Below are 13,161 nucleotides of genomic sequence, written 5' to 3'. Positions count from 1 at the left end.
GTGCTCGCGCCCCGGCTCGCGGCCCGGACCGGCGCCGCCTCGGCGGTCGGCCTGCTGCTCGCCGCCGCCGCGATGGCCTGGCTCTCGCGTCTGGACGCGGACAGCTCCTACTGGCCGTTGCTGGTCGGCCTGATCCCGCTCGGTGCCGGCATGGGACTGGCGATGACGCCGGCCACCTCGGCCATCACGACGTCGCTCGCCCGCGCGCAGCAGGGGGTCGGCTCGGCGATGAACGACCTGGCGCGCGAGCTCGGCGGCGCTCTCGGGATCGCCGTGCTGGGCAGCGTGATGCAGTCCGTCTACCGCGCTCATCTGGCGCTGCACGGCGTACCCGCCGGTGTGGCCGGCCAGGCTCGTGCGTCGGCCGCGCTGGCGCTCCACCTCGGCCCGTCGGTCGCCGACTCGGCACGGGTCGCCTTCCTTGACGGGTTCCGGTCCGCACTCCTGGTGGCCGCCGGGGTGATGCTGGTCGTGGCCCTCGGCGTCCTGTGCCGCCGGGCGGCGGGCGCGGCCCAGGCTCACCGGTCGAGCTGAGCCAGCACCTCGTCCAACTGCTCGTACCCCTCGACCACGCCCTTCTCCATCCCGCTGGCCAGGATCATGTCGCGGACCTCGAAGGACTCCACCACCGAGACCCCGACCATGCGGGTGCGCCCGCCCGGCAGCTCGCTGAGCGTCATCGTCTCCAGGCTGACCCCGTCCGGCGCACCCACCCAGGTGAACGTCTGGACGGCGCGCTCGGGCGGGCGGATCTCGTGGAAGCTGCCGTAGAACGCGGTGAAGTCCGGATCGCCCGCGCGCCCCGCGGTGTAGCGCCACGAGCCTCCGGTCCGGCAGTCCCAGTGGCCGATCGTCATGGTGACCTCGCGCGGGCCCATCCACTGCGTGACCAGTTCGGGCTCGGTCGACGCGCGCCAGACCAGCTCGCGTGGCGCGTCGAACTCCCGGGTGATGGTGATCGTGGGGGCGTCCTCGCCGGCCTCGATGCTCGTCCGGTTCGTCATGATGCATTCTCCTCTCCGGTGGCCGACCCGCCGGTGGCCCCGTCCGCGTCGTGCAACCGATCGAGCACCCGATCGAGCCGGCTGAACCGTTCCTCGGCCCGTTGGCGATAGCGCTCGATCCAGGTGGTCATCAGGTCGAGGACCTCCGCCTCGAGATGCACCGGACGTCGCTGCGCCTCCCGGCTCCGGGTGATCAGGCCGGCCTCCTGCAGCACCTTGAGGTGCTTGGAGACGGCCTGCAGGCTGACGTCGTACGGCGCCGCCAGCTCACCGACGGTGGCGTCGCCATCGGTGAGCCGGGCGACCAGGTCACGCCTGGTCGGGTCGGCGAGCGCGGCGAAGGCTCGGGAGAGCCGGTCCTCGGTCATGTCCATTCCTCAACCATTCGGTTGAGTAAGACCGTACGGCGCCCCGCGGTCCTTGTCAACCAGAAGGTTGAATAAGCTGGCGGACGGTCCGGGGGGGCGCACCGTCCGCGGCGGGCGGTGCCCTCACACCAGCTTGCGGATGGTGTTCAGGTTCCGATTCGTGACGTGCTGCGCCACCCGGCGTACGCCCGACGCCTTGCCCACCGGGCTGGTCAGCGTCAGACCGCGCTCCACCTGCCAGTACAGGCAGCCGTCGCCGGCCGCGGTCTGCTCCCCTGCAGCGGTCGGTACGGCGACCAGCTCGGCCAGCACCTCGGCGTCGTCGACGATCATCAGGTAGTCGTGCCAACCCTCGCGTGGCCGATACGGGTAGGCGGCCGCCTGCGCGGCGAGGGTGTCGCGGGGCAGCACGAAGACCGTCGCGGCGTACGAGAACCGCTCGGTCAGCGCCTCCTCGAGCATCCTGCGCAGCTCGACCGCATCGGCACCGTCGTGGGTGAAGAGGAGGTTGCCGCTGGCCAGCACGGTCCGCACGTCGTCGAGTCCGAGGCCGGCGGCGAGCTCGCGCAGGTCGGCCATCGGCACCTTGATGCCGCCGACGTTCACGCCGCGGAGCAGTGCCACGAAGCTGGTCACGAGGCCGACGCTATCGCGCCGGACCCTGCTCGACCCACGGCCTCGGCCCGCATTCTCGAGTCGTATTGTCGACTCCGTGCGGATCACCAAGTTCGGCCATGCCTGCGTCCGGATCTCCGAGGGGGATCACACCCTGCTCGTCGACCCCGGCATCTTCGCCGGTCCCGAGGTGGCCGAGGGCGTCGACGCGGTGCTCATCACCCATGAGCACGCCGACCACTACTCCCCGGACCTGGTCAAGGCGATCGACGCCCCCGTCTTCACCATCGCGGCGGTGGCGGCCAAGATCGCCACCGAGGCTCCCGAGGTGGCCGAGATGACCACCACCGTCGTGCCGGGGGAGCGGTTCACCGCGGCCGGCTTCGACGTGCGGGCGGTCAACCAGAAGCATGCGATCATCCATGCCGAGCTCCCGCACTTCGACAACTCGGGCTATCTGATCGAGGCCGGCGGCATGCGGGTCTTCCACCCCGGCGACGCCCTCGACGGCGTGGGCGGCGAGCCGGCCGGAGCGCTCGACGTGCTCTTCCTGCCGGTCAGCGCGCCGTGGGCGGCCTCGCGCGAGCTGATCGACTTCGCCCGCCGGGTGGGGGCGCGCACGAACATCGCCATCCACGACCGGGTCTACTCGCCGGCCGGCTCGGCCACCTTCGACCAGCACGCCGCCGCACTGCTTCCCGCCGAGCTCGGCTATCGCCGGCTCGCCGACGGAGAGGACCTCTGATGCCGACCCTGCCCCCGACGTCGACGGTGGCCGTCACCTACCGCTACGACGACGACCTCGAGACGCAGAACCGCGTCCGCCCGGAGCATCGCGCCTTCCTCGGCCGCCAGCCCAACCTGCTGCTCTCCGGGCCGACCGACGACGGCGGTGCGCTGCTCGTCTTCGCGGGGGAGCCGGCCGAGATCGAGGCGGTGCTCGACGAGGACCCGTTCCGCATCGCCGGGGTGATAGCCGAGCGCTCGGTGACCACCTGGAACGTCGTGCTGGGCACCAAGGCGGGCCTGCTCAACGGTTGAGTCAAGGGTTGAGCCCGGCGAGCGCATCCCTGACCGGCACGAGCTTGGCCTGCGACTCGGCCAGCTCCTGGGTGGGATCGGAGGAGCCGACCACGCCGCAGCCGGCGAAGAGCCGGACGGTGCGACCGTCGGCGGCCAGCTCGGCCGAGCGGAGCGCGATGCCCCATTCGCCGTCGCCGACGGCGTCGACCCAGCCGACCGGGCCGGCGTAGCGGCCACGATCCATGCCCTCGATCTCGGCGATCAGCGCCACCGCGGCCTCGCGCGGAGTGCCGCCGACGGCGGCCGAGGGATGCAGCGCGGCCGCGAGGTCGAGTGAGCTGGTCGCGTCCCGGGCCACCCCGGCGACGTCGGTGGCCAGGTGCATCACGTTCGGCAGGTGCAGCACGAACGGCGTCTCGGGCACGTTCATCGAGGAGCAGTGCGGCTCCAGCGCGTCGGCGACCGACCGGACGGCGTACTCGTGCTCCTCCAGGTCCTTGCTGGAGCGTGCCAGCGCGGCCGCCAGGGCGAGGTCGTGCTCGTCGTCTCCGGTCCGTTGGATGGTGCCGGCCAGCACCCGCGAGGTGACCAGGCCGCGCTCCCGGCGGACCAGCAGCTCGGGGGTCGCGCCGAAGAGCCGGTCGACGTGGAAGGTCCAGCACATCGGGTAGGCCGCCGCCAGCCGCCGCAGCGGGTGACGTACGTCGACCGGCGCGGTCGCGGTCGCGATCAGCTCGCGGGCGAGCACCACCTTCTCCAGCGCCCCGGACTCGATCCGGCTGACCGCCTCGGCCACCACCGACATCCAGGTCTCGCCGTCGACCGCGCCGTCGGAGAAGACCACGTCGCTCGGCGGGGCGGTCGCCGTCCGCCGCGGAGCCAATGGTGGAGCCGGAGCCAGAGTCAGTGCCGGCGGCGGGGTGGGCGCCGGGCCGACGGTCGTCAGCCAGGCCCGGTCGCCGCGGCGGCCGACGATCACCTCCGGCACCACCAGCACCGAGTCACCCGGGGCGTCGGCGAACCCGAAGGAGCCGAAGGCCACCAGTCCGCTGCCCGGCTCGTCGACCTCGTCGCTCACCGCCGCGCGGGCGACCAGCTCGGTCCACCACTTGCTCGCGTCGGTGAACCTCGCCGGGCCGGCCGTGCGGCACACCGCCGCCTGCCCCCAGCCGACCAGGCCCTCCCCGCGTCGCACCCAGGTGACCGGATGGTCCTCGGGGAGGAGGTCGAACAGGTCGGTGGCGGCTGCGGGGTCCAGGCGGGTGGTATGCGCCACCAGGCTCACCTCGGGGTGGGTCACCCGTCGAGAGTACGCGACCCGGCGTGGCCGACGGCGCCGGTGTGGTCAACGACTCGGGCGCCGACTCTGCGGCCGCGGACCGCGCGACCGGCGGCCCTGCGCGGCGAGCCCCGGTTGCCGGATTCTCAGCCTGTCCGGGTAGCGTCGCCCCGGGCGCGGCACGAGTGGCAGTGACGCGTCGGCCGGCCGAGCAGGCCCGAACCGCAGGAGAGCACGTGAGCAACGAGAAGCAGCAGTCCTTCGTCGTGGAGAACGGCATCACCATCGGCGTGATCGCGCTCGCCCTGTTCGTGGTCTTCGCCGTCGGCCTGCCGCGCTGGCTCGGCAACGACGCCGACGCCTCGGTGCTCTCGAAGACGGCCATCACCCTGCCCGACGCCGTGGGCAAGGACTTCAAGGCCGCCGACCTGTCCTCCTCCTTCACCGCCATCGAGAAGGCGGGCCAGGTCTCGAAGTCGACCATCACCTCCTTCCGGTCCGAGGCCGGCGACCTGGTCCGCAAGGAGGGGAAGAAGACGCAGACCGCCACCGGGGCGGCGACCTCCTACCGGGTCTACGTCAACGACGACCTCGAGACGGTCCTGGTCCAGGCCCAGCGGGCCGGCGGCAGCGGCTGGCTGCCGGGCACCGGCGGGACGTTCCAGAAGAAGGGCGACGTCGTCTGCTACACGGTCACCAGCTCCTCGACCGGCAGCAACAGCGTCGAGTGCCGGCGCAGCTCCACCGACCTGACCATCGATGCCCAGGGCACCTCGTCCACGACGGAGCTCGCCGGCATCGTGGACGAGGTCTGGGACAAGGTCGCGTAGTCGCCTGTCGTGACACGCGCAGAGCTCGACAAGCAGCCGGGCGACGTACGGAGGATGTTCGACGCGGTCGCGCGTCGCTACGACCTCACCAACGACGTGCTCTCCCTGGGCCAGGACCGGCGCTGGCGCCGGGCGGTCATCGCCGCGGTGGACCCCCGGCCCGGGGAGCGGGTGCTCGACCTGGCGGCCGGCACCGGCACGTCCTCGCAGCCGTTCGCCGACGCGGGCGCGGTGGTGGTGCCGACCGACTTCTCCCTGGGCATGCTCGCGGTGGGCAAGCGGGCCAGGCCGGAGCTGCCGTTCACGGCGGGTGACGGCACCCGGCTGCCCTACCGGGACGGCACCTTCGACGCGGTCACCATCTCGTTCGGGCTGCGCAACATCGCCGACCCGGCGGCGGGGCTGCGTGAGTTGCGCCGGGTCACTCGCCGCGGCGGCCGGATCGTGGTGTGCGAGTTCAGCCACCCGACCTGGAAGCCGTTCCGCACCCTGTACGTGGAGTATCTGATGCGCGCGCTGCCGCCGATCGCTCGCGCGGTCTCGTCCTCTCCGGACGCCTACGTCTACCTTGCCGAGTCGATCCGGGCCTGGCCCGACCAGCGCGGCCTGGCCGGCCTGCTGTCCGCGGCCGGCTGGACCGGACCGCGGTGGCGCAACCTGTCCGGTGGCATCGTCGCCCTGCACCGGGCGACCGCCTGAGGCCCGGTCCGAGGTGCCGGCCGGGCCACCGGGCTACCCGGCCGCGGCACCGACCTGGGCGAACACCTCCAGCGCCCGTCGTACGGCGAGCCGTTCGGCCTTGTCCGGGCGGGCCACCGCATAGACGTAGCGAGCGGTGGCGATGCCGACCACCGGCCGCAGCTGGAGCCGGCCGTCGGTCGGGGTGGTGAACCGGGGGAGGACCGCGATCCGGTCGCTGCCGGTGACCAGCGCCTCGATCAGCCGGTTGTCGCGCAGCCGCTGGACCACGCGGACCCGTCGGCCGGTCGCCTCCTCCACGGCGAGCCGGACGGCATCGAACGGATAGCCCAGCGGGACGCCGTACCACTCCGGGGCGATCAGGTCCGTCGGGCGCAGCCGCTCCCGGGCCGCCAACGGGTGGCCCGCCCGCATCGCGATGTCGAGCGGCTCGCGGGCGATCCGCCGGGTGAGCAGTCCCTCGGTGCCGGCCGGAGCGCCTCGGGTCAGGCTGTGCGCGAGCACCAGGTCGTGGTCGCCGACCAGGCCGGCGTAGGCGGCCTCGGCCACGTCGACGTCGGTGCAGACCAGGTCGATCCCCTCGGCCCCGAGGGTGTGAAGCGCCTCGGGCAGCAGGAACGCCGCCGCGCTCGGCAGACAGGCCAGTCGCACCCGCCCGCTGGGAGCGCCGCGAAACGCGTCCCAGCGGGCCTGGACCCGCTCCAGAGCGGCGGCGACCTCGGCGCCGCCGTCGGCGAGCAGCCGCCCGGCCTCGGTCAGCCGCAGCCCGCGTCCGTCCGGCTCGACGAGCACCGTGCCGAGCTCGCGGCTCGCGGTCCGCAGCTGTTGCGAGACCGCCGAGGCGGTGCGGTGGGTGGCAGCCGCGACGGCGGTGACGCTGCCCCGCTCGGCGAGATCCCGCAGCAGCAGCAGATGACGAGCTTCCATGTAGGAAGGCTACATGGATGGTTCGTAAAGATTCGCTGGTCCTTCACAATCGATTCCGCCAGGATGGAGCCGTGCCCGCCACCCACCGCCTGATCGCCGTCGGCGTCGCCGTCTGCTGGGGCCTGAACTTCCTCGCCATCGACGCCTCCCTCACCTACTTCCCGCCGATGTTCCTGGTGGCGCTGCGGTTCGCCCTGATCGCCGTGCCGACGCTGGTGGCGGTGCCGCGCCCCCAGGTCGAGCTGCGCTGGCTGATCGGCTACGGGATCGGGTTCGGCACGCTCCAGTTCGTCTTCCTCTACTGGGGCATGGCGGTCGGGATGCCGGCGGGTCTCGCCTCGCTGGTGCTCCAGTCCTCCGCGCCGTTCACCGTCATGCTCGGCGCGATCGTCTTCCGTGACCGAGTGAGCGGCCGGCAGTTGGCCGGGTTGCTGATCGCCACCGCGGGCCTGGCCCTGGTCGGGCGTGCCGACCAGGCCGCGCTCGGGCCCTTCCTGCTGGTCCTCGCGGGCGGTCTGGGCTGGGCGATCGGCAACCAGTGCAACGCCCGCGCCAAGGCCGAGGATCCGTGGCGGCTGATGCTGTGGATGTCGGTGGTGCCGCCGTTGCCGATGCTCGCGGTCTCGCTGCTCATCGAGGGCCCGCACCGGATCGCAGAGTCGCTGACCAGCTGGTCCGACCCACACGCACTGCCGGCCCTGGCCGGGCTCGCCTACACCGTCGTGATCGGCACCCTGGTCGGCTCCGGACTGTGGGCCTGGCTGATGGCTCGGCACTCGGCCGGCGTGGTGGCGCCGTTCTCCATGCTGGTGCCGGTGGTCGGGATGAGCACGGCGTGGGTCGTCCTCGGCGAGTCCCTCGGGCCGGGCGAGATCCTGGGTGCGGCGGCGGTGGTCGCCGGCGTGCTCTGGGGGAGTCGTACGGCGCGCCGGAACACGCCCGGGGCCGACCAGGATCTCGTGGTGCCGACCGGCGCGGGCAGATCCGTCGACGCCGTCGCGGATCGTGCTTGACACTCTGTCAGGGAGTGGCAGGATGAGTCTTGACCCGTATGTGAGCGGATTCACAAAGTCCGAGGTCCAGGTCCGATGGGTCCAAGGAGGCGAGATGCATCTGTACGTGCCCATCCTCGTCCTCGCGGCCCTGGCGGCCGTCTTCGCCGTCGGCTCGGTGGTGATGAGCAGCCAGACCGGCCCGCGACGGCGTAACCGCGCCAAGCTCGACTCCTACGAATGCGGCATCGAGCCGACCCCGCAGGCGCTCGGCGGTCGCTTCCCGGTGAAGTACTACATCACCGCGATGCTCTTCATCGTCTTCGACATCGAGATCATCTTCCTCTACCCCTGGGCCATCCGGTTCGACGCGATGGGCTGGTTCGGGCTGGCCGAGATGGGTCTCTTCCTGCTCACCGTCTTCGTCGCCTACGCCTATGTGTGGCGACGCGGCGGCCTGGACTGGGACTGATCGCCATGATGCGCGCACGCCGCCTGTGTTCTGGTCGCTCGGCGACCCGCGTCGCTCCACGGTCGCCGTGGCTCCTCCGCCCCGCCCGCACCCGGACGTACTCAGACCTCGGGGAGGTGACCGACTGATGGGCTTGGAAGAGAAGCTCCCCTCCGGCGTCCTGCTCACCACCGTGGAGGGCCTGGCCGGCTACATGCGCAAGGCCAGCCTGTGGCCGGCGACGTTCGGCCTGGCCTGCTGTGCGATCGAGATGATGACCTCGGGCGGGCCGAGATATGACCTGTCCCGCTATGGCATGGAGGTCTTCCGGGCCAGTCCCCGGCAGGCGGACCTGATGATCGTCGCCGGCCGGGTCAGCCAGAAGATGGCGCCGGTGCTGCGCCAGATCTACGACCAGATGGCCAACCCCAAGTGGGTGCTGGCGATGGGCGTGTGCGCCAGCTCCGGTGGCATGTTCAACAACTACGCCATCGTGCAGGGGGTCGACCACGTCGTACCGGTCGACATGTACCTGCCCGGTTGTCCGCCGCGCCCGGAGATGCTCATCGACGCCATCCTCAAGCTGCACGACAAGATCCAGCACATGCCGCTGGGCAGCGACGCCCGGGCCGCCGTGCTGGAGGAGGAGGGAGAGGGCCTGCGCCGGCTCCCGCTGATCGACCAGCAAGGACTGCTGCGATGAGTCAGACGCCTCCGCCGCCGAGCGGGTCCGACCAGGTCCCCGGCCAGTCGGGTCGGCCGGGTCAGCAGGGTCGGCCGGGTCAGCAGGGCATGTTCGGCGTCCAGGGCACCGGTGACACCAGCGGCTACGGCGGGCTGGTGCGAGTGACCCCGGAGCCCGGCAGCGATCCCCGCGACATCGCCACGCCGCCGTACGGCGGCTGGTTCGACGAGGTGGCCGAACCGCTGGCCCCCTACGGCGCCCAGGTCGTGCTGCACCGCGGCGAGATCACCTTCCGGATCCCGCGCGACCGGCTGATCGAGGCGCTGCGCACGCTGCGCGACGACCTCCGCTTCGAGCTCTGCTCGGGCGTCGACGGGGTGCACTACCCGGCCGACCGGGGCGCCGAGCTGCACGCGGTCTACCACCTGCTCTCGATGACCTACAACCGCCGCGTCCGGGTCGAGACCGCCGCGCCCGACGCCGACCCGCACCTGCCCAGTGGGGTCTCGGTCTATCCGACGTTGGACTGGCACGAGCGCGAGGCCTACGACATGTTCGGCCTCGTCTTCGACGGCCACCCCGGGCTGACCCGGATCCTGATGCCCGACGACTGGCCCGGCCACCCGCAGCGCAAGGACTACCCCCTCGGTGGCATCCCGGTCGAGTACCACGGCGCCACCATCCCGCCGCCGGACGAGCGGAGGAACTACCAGTGAGCACCACCGAGGACCGCGTCTTCACCGTCACCGGTGAGGACTGGGACGACCTGACCGACGAGATCCGCGAGGCCAAGGACGAGCGGATCGTGGTCAACATGGGTCCGCAGCACCCCTCCACCCACGGCGTGCTCCGCCTGATCCTGGAGCTCGAGGGCGAGACCGTCACCGAGGCCCGCGCCGGCATCGGCTACCTGCACACCGGCATCGAGAAGAACCTGGAGTTCCGCACCTGGACCCAGGGGACGACCTTCGTCACCCGGATGGACTACCTCTCCCCGCTGTTCAACGAGACCGCCTACGTGCTCGGCACCGAGAAGCTGCTCGGCATCGGCGCGGAGGTGCCGGAGAAGGCCCAGGTGATGCGGGTGCTGTTGATGGAGCTCAACCGGATCTCCTCCCATCTGGTCGCCATCGCGACGGGTGGCATGGAGATCGGCGCGCTGACGGTGATGACGATCGGCTTCCGCGAGCGCGAGCTGGTCCTCGACCTGTTCGAGACCATCACCGGGCTGCGGATGAACCACGCCTTCATCCGGCCCGGCGGCGTCGCCCAGGACCTGCCCGAGGGCGCCCTGGACGAGATCGACTCGTTCATCGCGCTGATGAAGAAGCGCCTGCCCGAGTACGCAGACCTGTGCAACGCCAACCCGATCTTCCGGGGTCGCCTGGAGGGCGTGGGTCACCTGGACCTCGAGGGCTGCCTGGCGCTCGGGCTGACCGGGCCGATCCTGCGCTCGACCGGCTACCCCTGGGACCTGCGCAAGACCCAGCCCTACTGCGGATACCAGGACTACGACTTCGACGTCATCACCTGGGACACGGCCGACTCCTACGGCCGGTTCCGGGTCAGGCTCGCGGAGATGTGGGAGTCGCTGCGGATCGTGGAGCAGGCGGCGGCGCGACTGCACGATCTCGAGGGCGCGCCGGTGATGGTGGCGGACAAGAAGATCGCCTGGCCCGCTCAGCTCTCGGTGGGCACGGACGGCCAGGGCAACTCGCTGGACCACATCCGGCACATCATGGGCGAGTCGATGGAGGCCCTCATCCATCACTTCAAGCTGGTCACCGAGGGCTTCCGGGTGCCGCCGGGCCAGGCGTACGCCGCCATCGAGTCGCCGCGGGGGGAGCTGGGCGCGCACGTGGTCTCCGACGGCGGCACCCGCCCCTACCGGGTCCACTTCCGGGATCCGTCGTTCACCAACCTGCAGGCCACCAGCGTGATGAGCGAGGGCGGCATGGTGGCCGACGTGATCGTCGCGATCGCCTCGATCGACCCGGTGATGGGAGGCGTCGACCGATGAACGACACCGCACGCCGATCCCGTGAGGAGCGTGGCTGATGTTGGCGCCCGAGGTCCACGACGAGCTCCGCGAGATCGCCGACCGCTATCCACAGGCCCGCAGCGGGCTGTTGCCGATGCTGCACCTGGTCCAGTCGGTGGAGGGCCGGATCACCCGGGAGGGGATCCAGGCCTGCGCCGACGTGCTCGGGCTGAGCGCCGCCGAGGTCAGCGGGGTGGCGACGTTCTACACGATGTACTTCAAGCACCCGGTCGGCACCCACCACGTCGGGGTCTGCACCAACACGCTGTGCGCGGTGATGGGCGGCGACGCCATCTTCGCCCGGCTCCGCGAGCACCTCGAGGTGGGCAACGACGAGACCACCGAGGACGGCCAGATCACCCTGGAGCACGTCGAGTGCAACGCCGCCTGCGACTACGCACCGGTGATGATGGTCAACTGGGAGTTCTTCGACAACCAGACCCCGGAGTCCGCCGTACGACTCGTCGACGACCTGCGGGCCGGCCGCGAGGTGCGGGCCTCCCGGGGCGCGCGGATCACCTCCTGGCGCGAGGCCGAACGGGTGCTGGCCGGCTTCGAGGACGGCCTGGCCGACGAGGGCCCGGCGGCGGGCGCGGCCTCGCTGGTCGGATTGGAGATCGCCAGGCAGCACGGCTGGACGGCGCCGCCGGCGACCGCCGGCGGCGCCGTCGAGGGCGCGGTCAAGGGCGCGGACAGCGCCGAGCAGGCGGTCGCCGAGGCCGACACCCGCCGGGCCGAGTCGGAGACGGTGGCGGACGAGGCGCAGTCAGACGAGGTCAGGGCCGACGAGACGAGGGGGGATCCGGCATGACCGACACCCTCACCCCGGTGCTGACCGCGAACTGGGCTGACGAGGAGGCCTGGAAGATCCAGGCCTACACCGCGCAGGGCGGGTACGCGGCGCTGGACACCGCGTTCGCCTCCGCGCCCGAGGACATCGTCGCCATGGTCAAGGAGGCCGGTCTGCGCGGCCGTGGCGGCGCCGGGTTCCCGACCGGGATGAAGTGGGGCTTCCTGCCGCCCGACGACCCGGAGAGCCCCAAGCCGCGCTACCTGGTGGTCAACGCCGACGAGTCCGAGCCGGGCACGTGCAAGGACATCCCGCTGATGATGGCCAGCCCGCACACCCTGATCGAGGGGGTGATCCTCAGCTCCTACGCGATCCGCGCCGAGCACGCGTTCATCTACGTCCGCGGCGAGGTGCTGCACGTGGTCCGCCGGCTGCGCGCCGCGGTCCGCGAGGCCTATGCGGCGGGACACCTGGGGGAGGACATCCACGGCTCCGGCTACCGTCTCGAGCTCGTCGTCCACGCCGGGGCCGGCGCCTACATCTGCGGCGAGGAGACGGCTCTGCTCGACTCGCTCGAGGGTCGCCGCGGACAGCCGCGGCTGCGGCCGCCGTTCCCCGCCGTCGCCGGGCTCTACGCCAGCCCGACCGTGATCAACAACGCCGAGTCGATCGCCTCGGTGCCCAGCATCGTGCGCCACGGGGCGAGCTGGTTCTCCTCGATGGGCACCGAGAAGTCGGCCGGGTTCGGCATCTTCTCGCTCTCCGGGCACGTACGGCGCCCCGGTCAGTACGAGGCGCCGCTCGGCATCACCCTGCGCCAGCTGATCGACCTCGCCGGCGGCATCCGCGAGGGTCACCAACTGAAGTTCTGGACCCCCGGCGGGTCCAGCACCCCGCTGTTCACCGGCGAGCAGCTCGACGTGCCGCTCGACTTCGAGGGCGTCGCCGCGGCCGGCTCGATGCTCGGCACCCGGGCGCTGCAGATCTTCGACGACAGCGTCTGCGTGGTGCGCGCGGTGCTGCGCTGGACGGAGTTCTACAAGCACGAGTCGTGTGGCAAGTGCACCCCGTGCCGGGAGGGCACCTGGTGGCTGGTGCAGGTGCTGGAGCGGCTGGAGAAGGGGCAGGGCAGCCCCGACGATCTCGACCTGCTGCTCGACCAGTGCGACAACATCCTGGGCCGCTCGTTCTGTGCGCTCGGCGACGGCGCCACCAGTCCGATCACCAGCTCGATCAGGTACTTCCGCGAGGAGTACCTGGCCCACCTGGAGCACGGCGGCTGCCCGTTCGACCCGGCCGCCTCGACCGCTTGGAGTCAGCCGTGATGGGTCGCTCTCATCGGGGTAACACGCTGTTCGGGCAGGTAGCAGCCCGCTGCAGCAGGCTGCTACCTGCCCGAACGACGTGTTACCCCTCCGGCGCCGGCCAGGCCGGGACCGGGCGCCGGCCAGCCAACC

The 13,161-nt window shown here is 71.6% G+C and carries 16 protein-coding genes and 1 pseudogene; 12 read left to right on the top strand and 5 right to left on the bottom strand.

Going from position 1 to position 13,161, the window contains the following annotated elements:
* Window positions 1-534, top strand: a pseudogene (locus QM638_RS14120) (MFS transporter); the annotation flags it as partial.
* On the opposite strand, the gene QM638_RS14115 reads toward QM638_RS14120, so the two are convergent.
* The 3 genes from QM638_RS14115 to QM638_RS14105 form a co-directional block, all read right to left on the bottom strand.
* A complete protein-coding gene (locus QM638_RS14115; protein WP_415142735.1) occupies window positions 519-1,004 on the bottom strand; it encodes an SRPBCC family protein in 486 nt (161 codons plus the stop codon). The pseudogene QM638_RS14120 and the gene QM638_RS14115 overlap by 16 nt on opposite strands.
* The gene (locus QM638_RS14110) at window positions 1,001-1,372 is read right to left on the bottom strand and encodes an ArsR/SmtB family transcription factor (RefSeq protein WP_415142733.1); all 372 of its coding nucleotides are present in this window, start codon (window positions 1,370-1,372) and stop codon (window positions 1,001-1,003) included. The genes QM638_RS14115 and QM638_RS14110 overlap by 4 nt, the downstream gene beginning before the upstream one ends.
* Before the next feature lie 123 nt (window positions 1,373-1,495).
* Window positions 1,496-2,008, bottom strand: coding sequence for a DUF1697 domain-containing protein (locus QM638_RS14105; protein WP_415142731.1), 513 nt, complete (start codon window positions 2,006-2,008; stop codon window positions 1,496-1,498).
* Between the two features lie 76 nt (window positions 2,009-2,084).
* Between QM638_RS14105 and QM638_RS14100 the strand changes: the two genes are divergently transcribed.
* Both QM638_RS14100 and QM638_RS14095 read left to right on the top strand, forming a co-directional pair.
* Complete coding sequence (locus tag QM638_RS14100; protein WP_415142729.1) at window positions 2,085-2,732, top strand: MBL fold metallo-hydrolase; 648 nt, start codon at window positions 2,085-2,087, stop codon at window positions 2,730-2,732.
* Entirely contained in the window at window positions 2,732-3,028 is a 297-nt protein-coding gene (locus QM638_RS14095) for a YciI family protein (RefSeq protein ID WP_415142728.1), read from the top strand. Before QM638_RS14100 ends, QM638_RS14095 begins: the two co-directional genes overlap by 1 nt.
* A 1-nt stretch (window position 3,029) precedes the next feature.
* Here QM638_RS14095 and QM638_RS14090 read toward each other — a convergent pair whose 3' ends face one another.
* Entirely contained in the window at window positions 3,030-4,310 is a 1,281-nt protein-coding gene (locus tag QM638_RS14090) for an isochorismate synthase (protein WP_415142726.1), read from the bottom strand.
* Between the two features lie 215 nt (window positions 4,311-4,525).
* Here QM638_RS14090 and QM638_RS14085 point away from each other — a divergent pair, with 215 nt between their 5' ends.
* Both QM638_RS14085 and QM638_RS14080 read left to right on the top strand, forming a co-directional pair.
* Window positions 4,526-5,119, top strand: coding sequence for a hypothetical protein (locus QM638_RS14085; RefSeq protein WP_415142724.1), 594 nt, complete (start codon window positions 4,526-4,528; stop codon window positions 5,117-5,119).
* A 9-nt stretch (window positions 5,120-5,128) separates the two neighbouring features.
* Complete coding sequence (locus tag QM638_RS14080) at window positions 5,129-5,818, top strand: demethylmenaquinone methyltransferase (RefSeq protein WP_415142723.1); 690 nt, start codon at window positions 5,129-5,131, stop codon at window positions 5,816-5,818.
* A gap of 33 nt (window positions 5,819-5,851) precedes the next feature.
* Here QM638_RS14080 and QM638_RS14075 read toward each other — a convergent pair whose 3' ends face one another.
* A complete protein-coding gene (locus tag QM638_RS14075; RefSeq protein ID WP_415142721.1) occupies window positions 5,852-6,745 on the bottom strand; it encodes a LysR family transcriptional regulator in 894 nt (297 codons plus the stop codon).
* 71 nt (window positions 6,746-6,816) lie between these two features.
* Here QM638_RS14075 and QM638_RS14070 point away from each other — a divergent pair, with 71 nt between their 5' ends.
* The 7 genes from QM638_RS14070 (at window position 6,817) to nuoF (ending at window position 13,029) form a co-directional block, all read left to right on the top strand.
* Window positions 6,817-7,758 (top strand): EamA family transporter, encoded by a 942-nt coding sequence (locus QM638_RS14070; RefSeq protein WP_415142719.1) that lies wholly within the window; start codon window positions 6,817-6,819, stop codon window positions 7,756-7,758.
* Between the two features lie 94 nt (window positions 7,759-7,852).
* Entirely contained in the window at window positions 7,853-8,209 is a 357-nt protein-coding gene (locus QM638_RS14065; RefSeq protein WP_415142717.1) for an NADH-quinone oxidoreductase subunit A, read from the top strand.
* 127 nt (window positions 8,210-8,336) lie between these two features.
* On the top strand, window positions 8,337-8,891 hold the full coding sequence (locus QM638_RS14060) for a NuoB/complex I 20 kDa subunit family protein (protein ID WP_415142715.1): 555 nt from the start codon (window positions 8,337-8,339) through the stop codon (window positions 8,889-8,891).
* On the top strand, window positions 8,888-9,589 hold the full coding sequence (locus tag QM638_RS14055; protein ID WP_415142714.1) for an NADH-quinone oxidoreductase subunit C: 702 nt from the start codon (window positions 8,888-8,890) through the stop codon (window positions 9,587-9,589). The genes QM638_RS14060 and QM638_RS14055 overlap by 4 nt, the downstream gene beginning before the upstream one ends.
* Window positions 9,586-10,893 (top strand): NADH-quinone oxidoreductase subunit D, encoded by a 1,308-nt coding sequence (locus QM638_RS14050; RefSeq protein WP_415142712.1) that lies wholly within the window; start codon window positions 9,586-9,588, stop codon window positions 10,891-10,893. Before QM638_RS14055 ends, QM638_RS14050 begins: the two co-directional genes overlap by 4 nt.
* Window positions 10,894-10,930: 37 nt before the next feature.
* Window positions 10,931-11,725, top strand: coding sequence for an NADH-quinone oxidoreductase subunit NuoE (gene nuoE, locus QM638_RS14045; protein ID WP_415142710.1), 795 nt, complete (start codon window positions 10,931-10,933; stop codon window positions 11,723-11,725).
* Window positions 11,722-13,029 (top strand): NADH-quinone oxidoreductase subunit NuoF, encoded by a 1,308-nt coding sequence (nuoF, locus tag QM638_RS14040; protein WP_415142708.1) that lies wholly within the window; start codon window positions 11,722-11,724, stop codon window positions 13,027-13,029. Before nuoE ends, nuoF begins: the two co-directional genes overlap by 4 nt.
* The last annotated feature ends 132 nt before the right edge of the window (window positions 13,030-13,161 follow it).

Origin of the sequence: Nocardioides sp. (assembly GCF_047606145.1) — a bacterium.
Classification (GTDB): Bacteria; Actinomycetota; Actinomycetes; order Propionibacteriales; family Nocardioidaceae; genus Nocardioides.
Note: the sequence above shows the minus strand (reverse complement) of the source record. Positions and strands in the feature narration are given on the sequence as shown.

Bases quoted from the DNA above. Each gene is read 5' to 3' on its own strand.
- QM638_RS14065 (WP_415142717.1), top strand. From the start codon at position 7,853: ATGCATCTGTACGTGCCCATCCTCGTCCTCGCGGCCCTGGCGGCCGTC.
- QM638_RS14060 (WP_415142715.1), top strand. From the start codon at position 8,337: ATGGGCTTGGAAGAGAAGCTCCCCTCCGGCGTCCTGCTCACCACCGTG.
- QM638_RS14110 (WP_415142733.1), bottom strand. From the start codon at position 1,372: ATGACCGAGGACCGGCTCTCCCGAGCCTTCGCCGCGCTCGCCGACCCG.
- nuoF (WP_415142708.1), top strand. From the start codon at position 11,722: ATGACCGACACCCTCACCCCGGTGCTGACCGCGAACTGGGCTGACGAG.
- nuoE (WP_415142710.1), top strand. From the start codon at position 10,931: ATGTTGGCGCCCGAGGTCCACGACGAGCTCCGCGAGATCGCCGACCGC.
- QM638_RS14075 (WP_415142721.1), bottom strand. From the start codon at position 6,745: ATGGAAGCTCGTCATCTGCTGCTGCTGCGGGATCTCGCCGAGCGGGGC.
- QM638_RS14095 (WP_415142728.1), top strand. From the start codon at position 2,732: ATGCCGACCCTGCCCCCGACGTCGACGGTGGCCGTCACCTACCGCTAC.
- QM638_RS14115 (WP_415142735.1), bottom strand. From the start codon at position 1,004: ATGACGAACCGGACGAGCATCGAGGCCGGCGAGGACGCCCCCACGATC.
- QM638_RS14055 (WP_415142714.1), top strand. From the start codon at position 8,888: ATGAGTCAGACGCCTCCGCCGCCGAGCGGGTCCGACCAGGTCCCCGGC.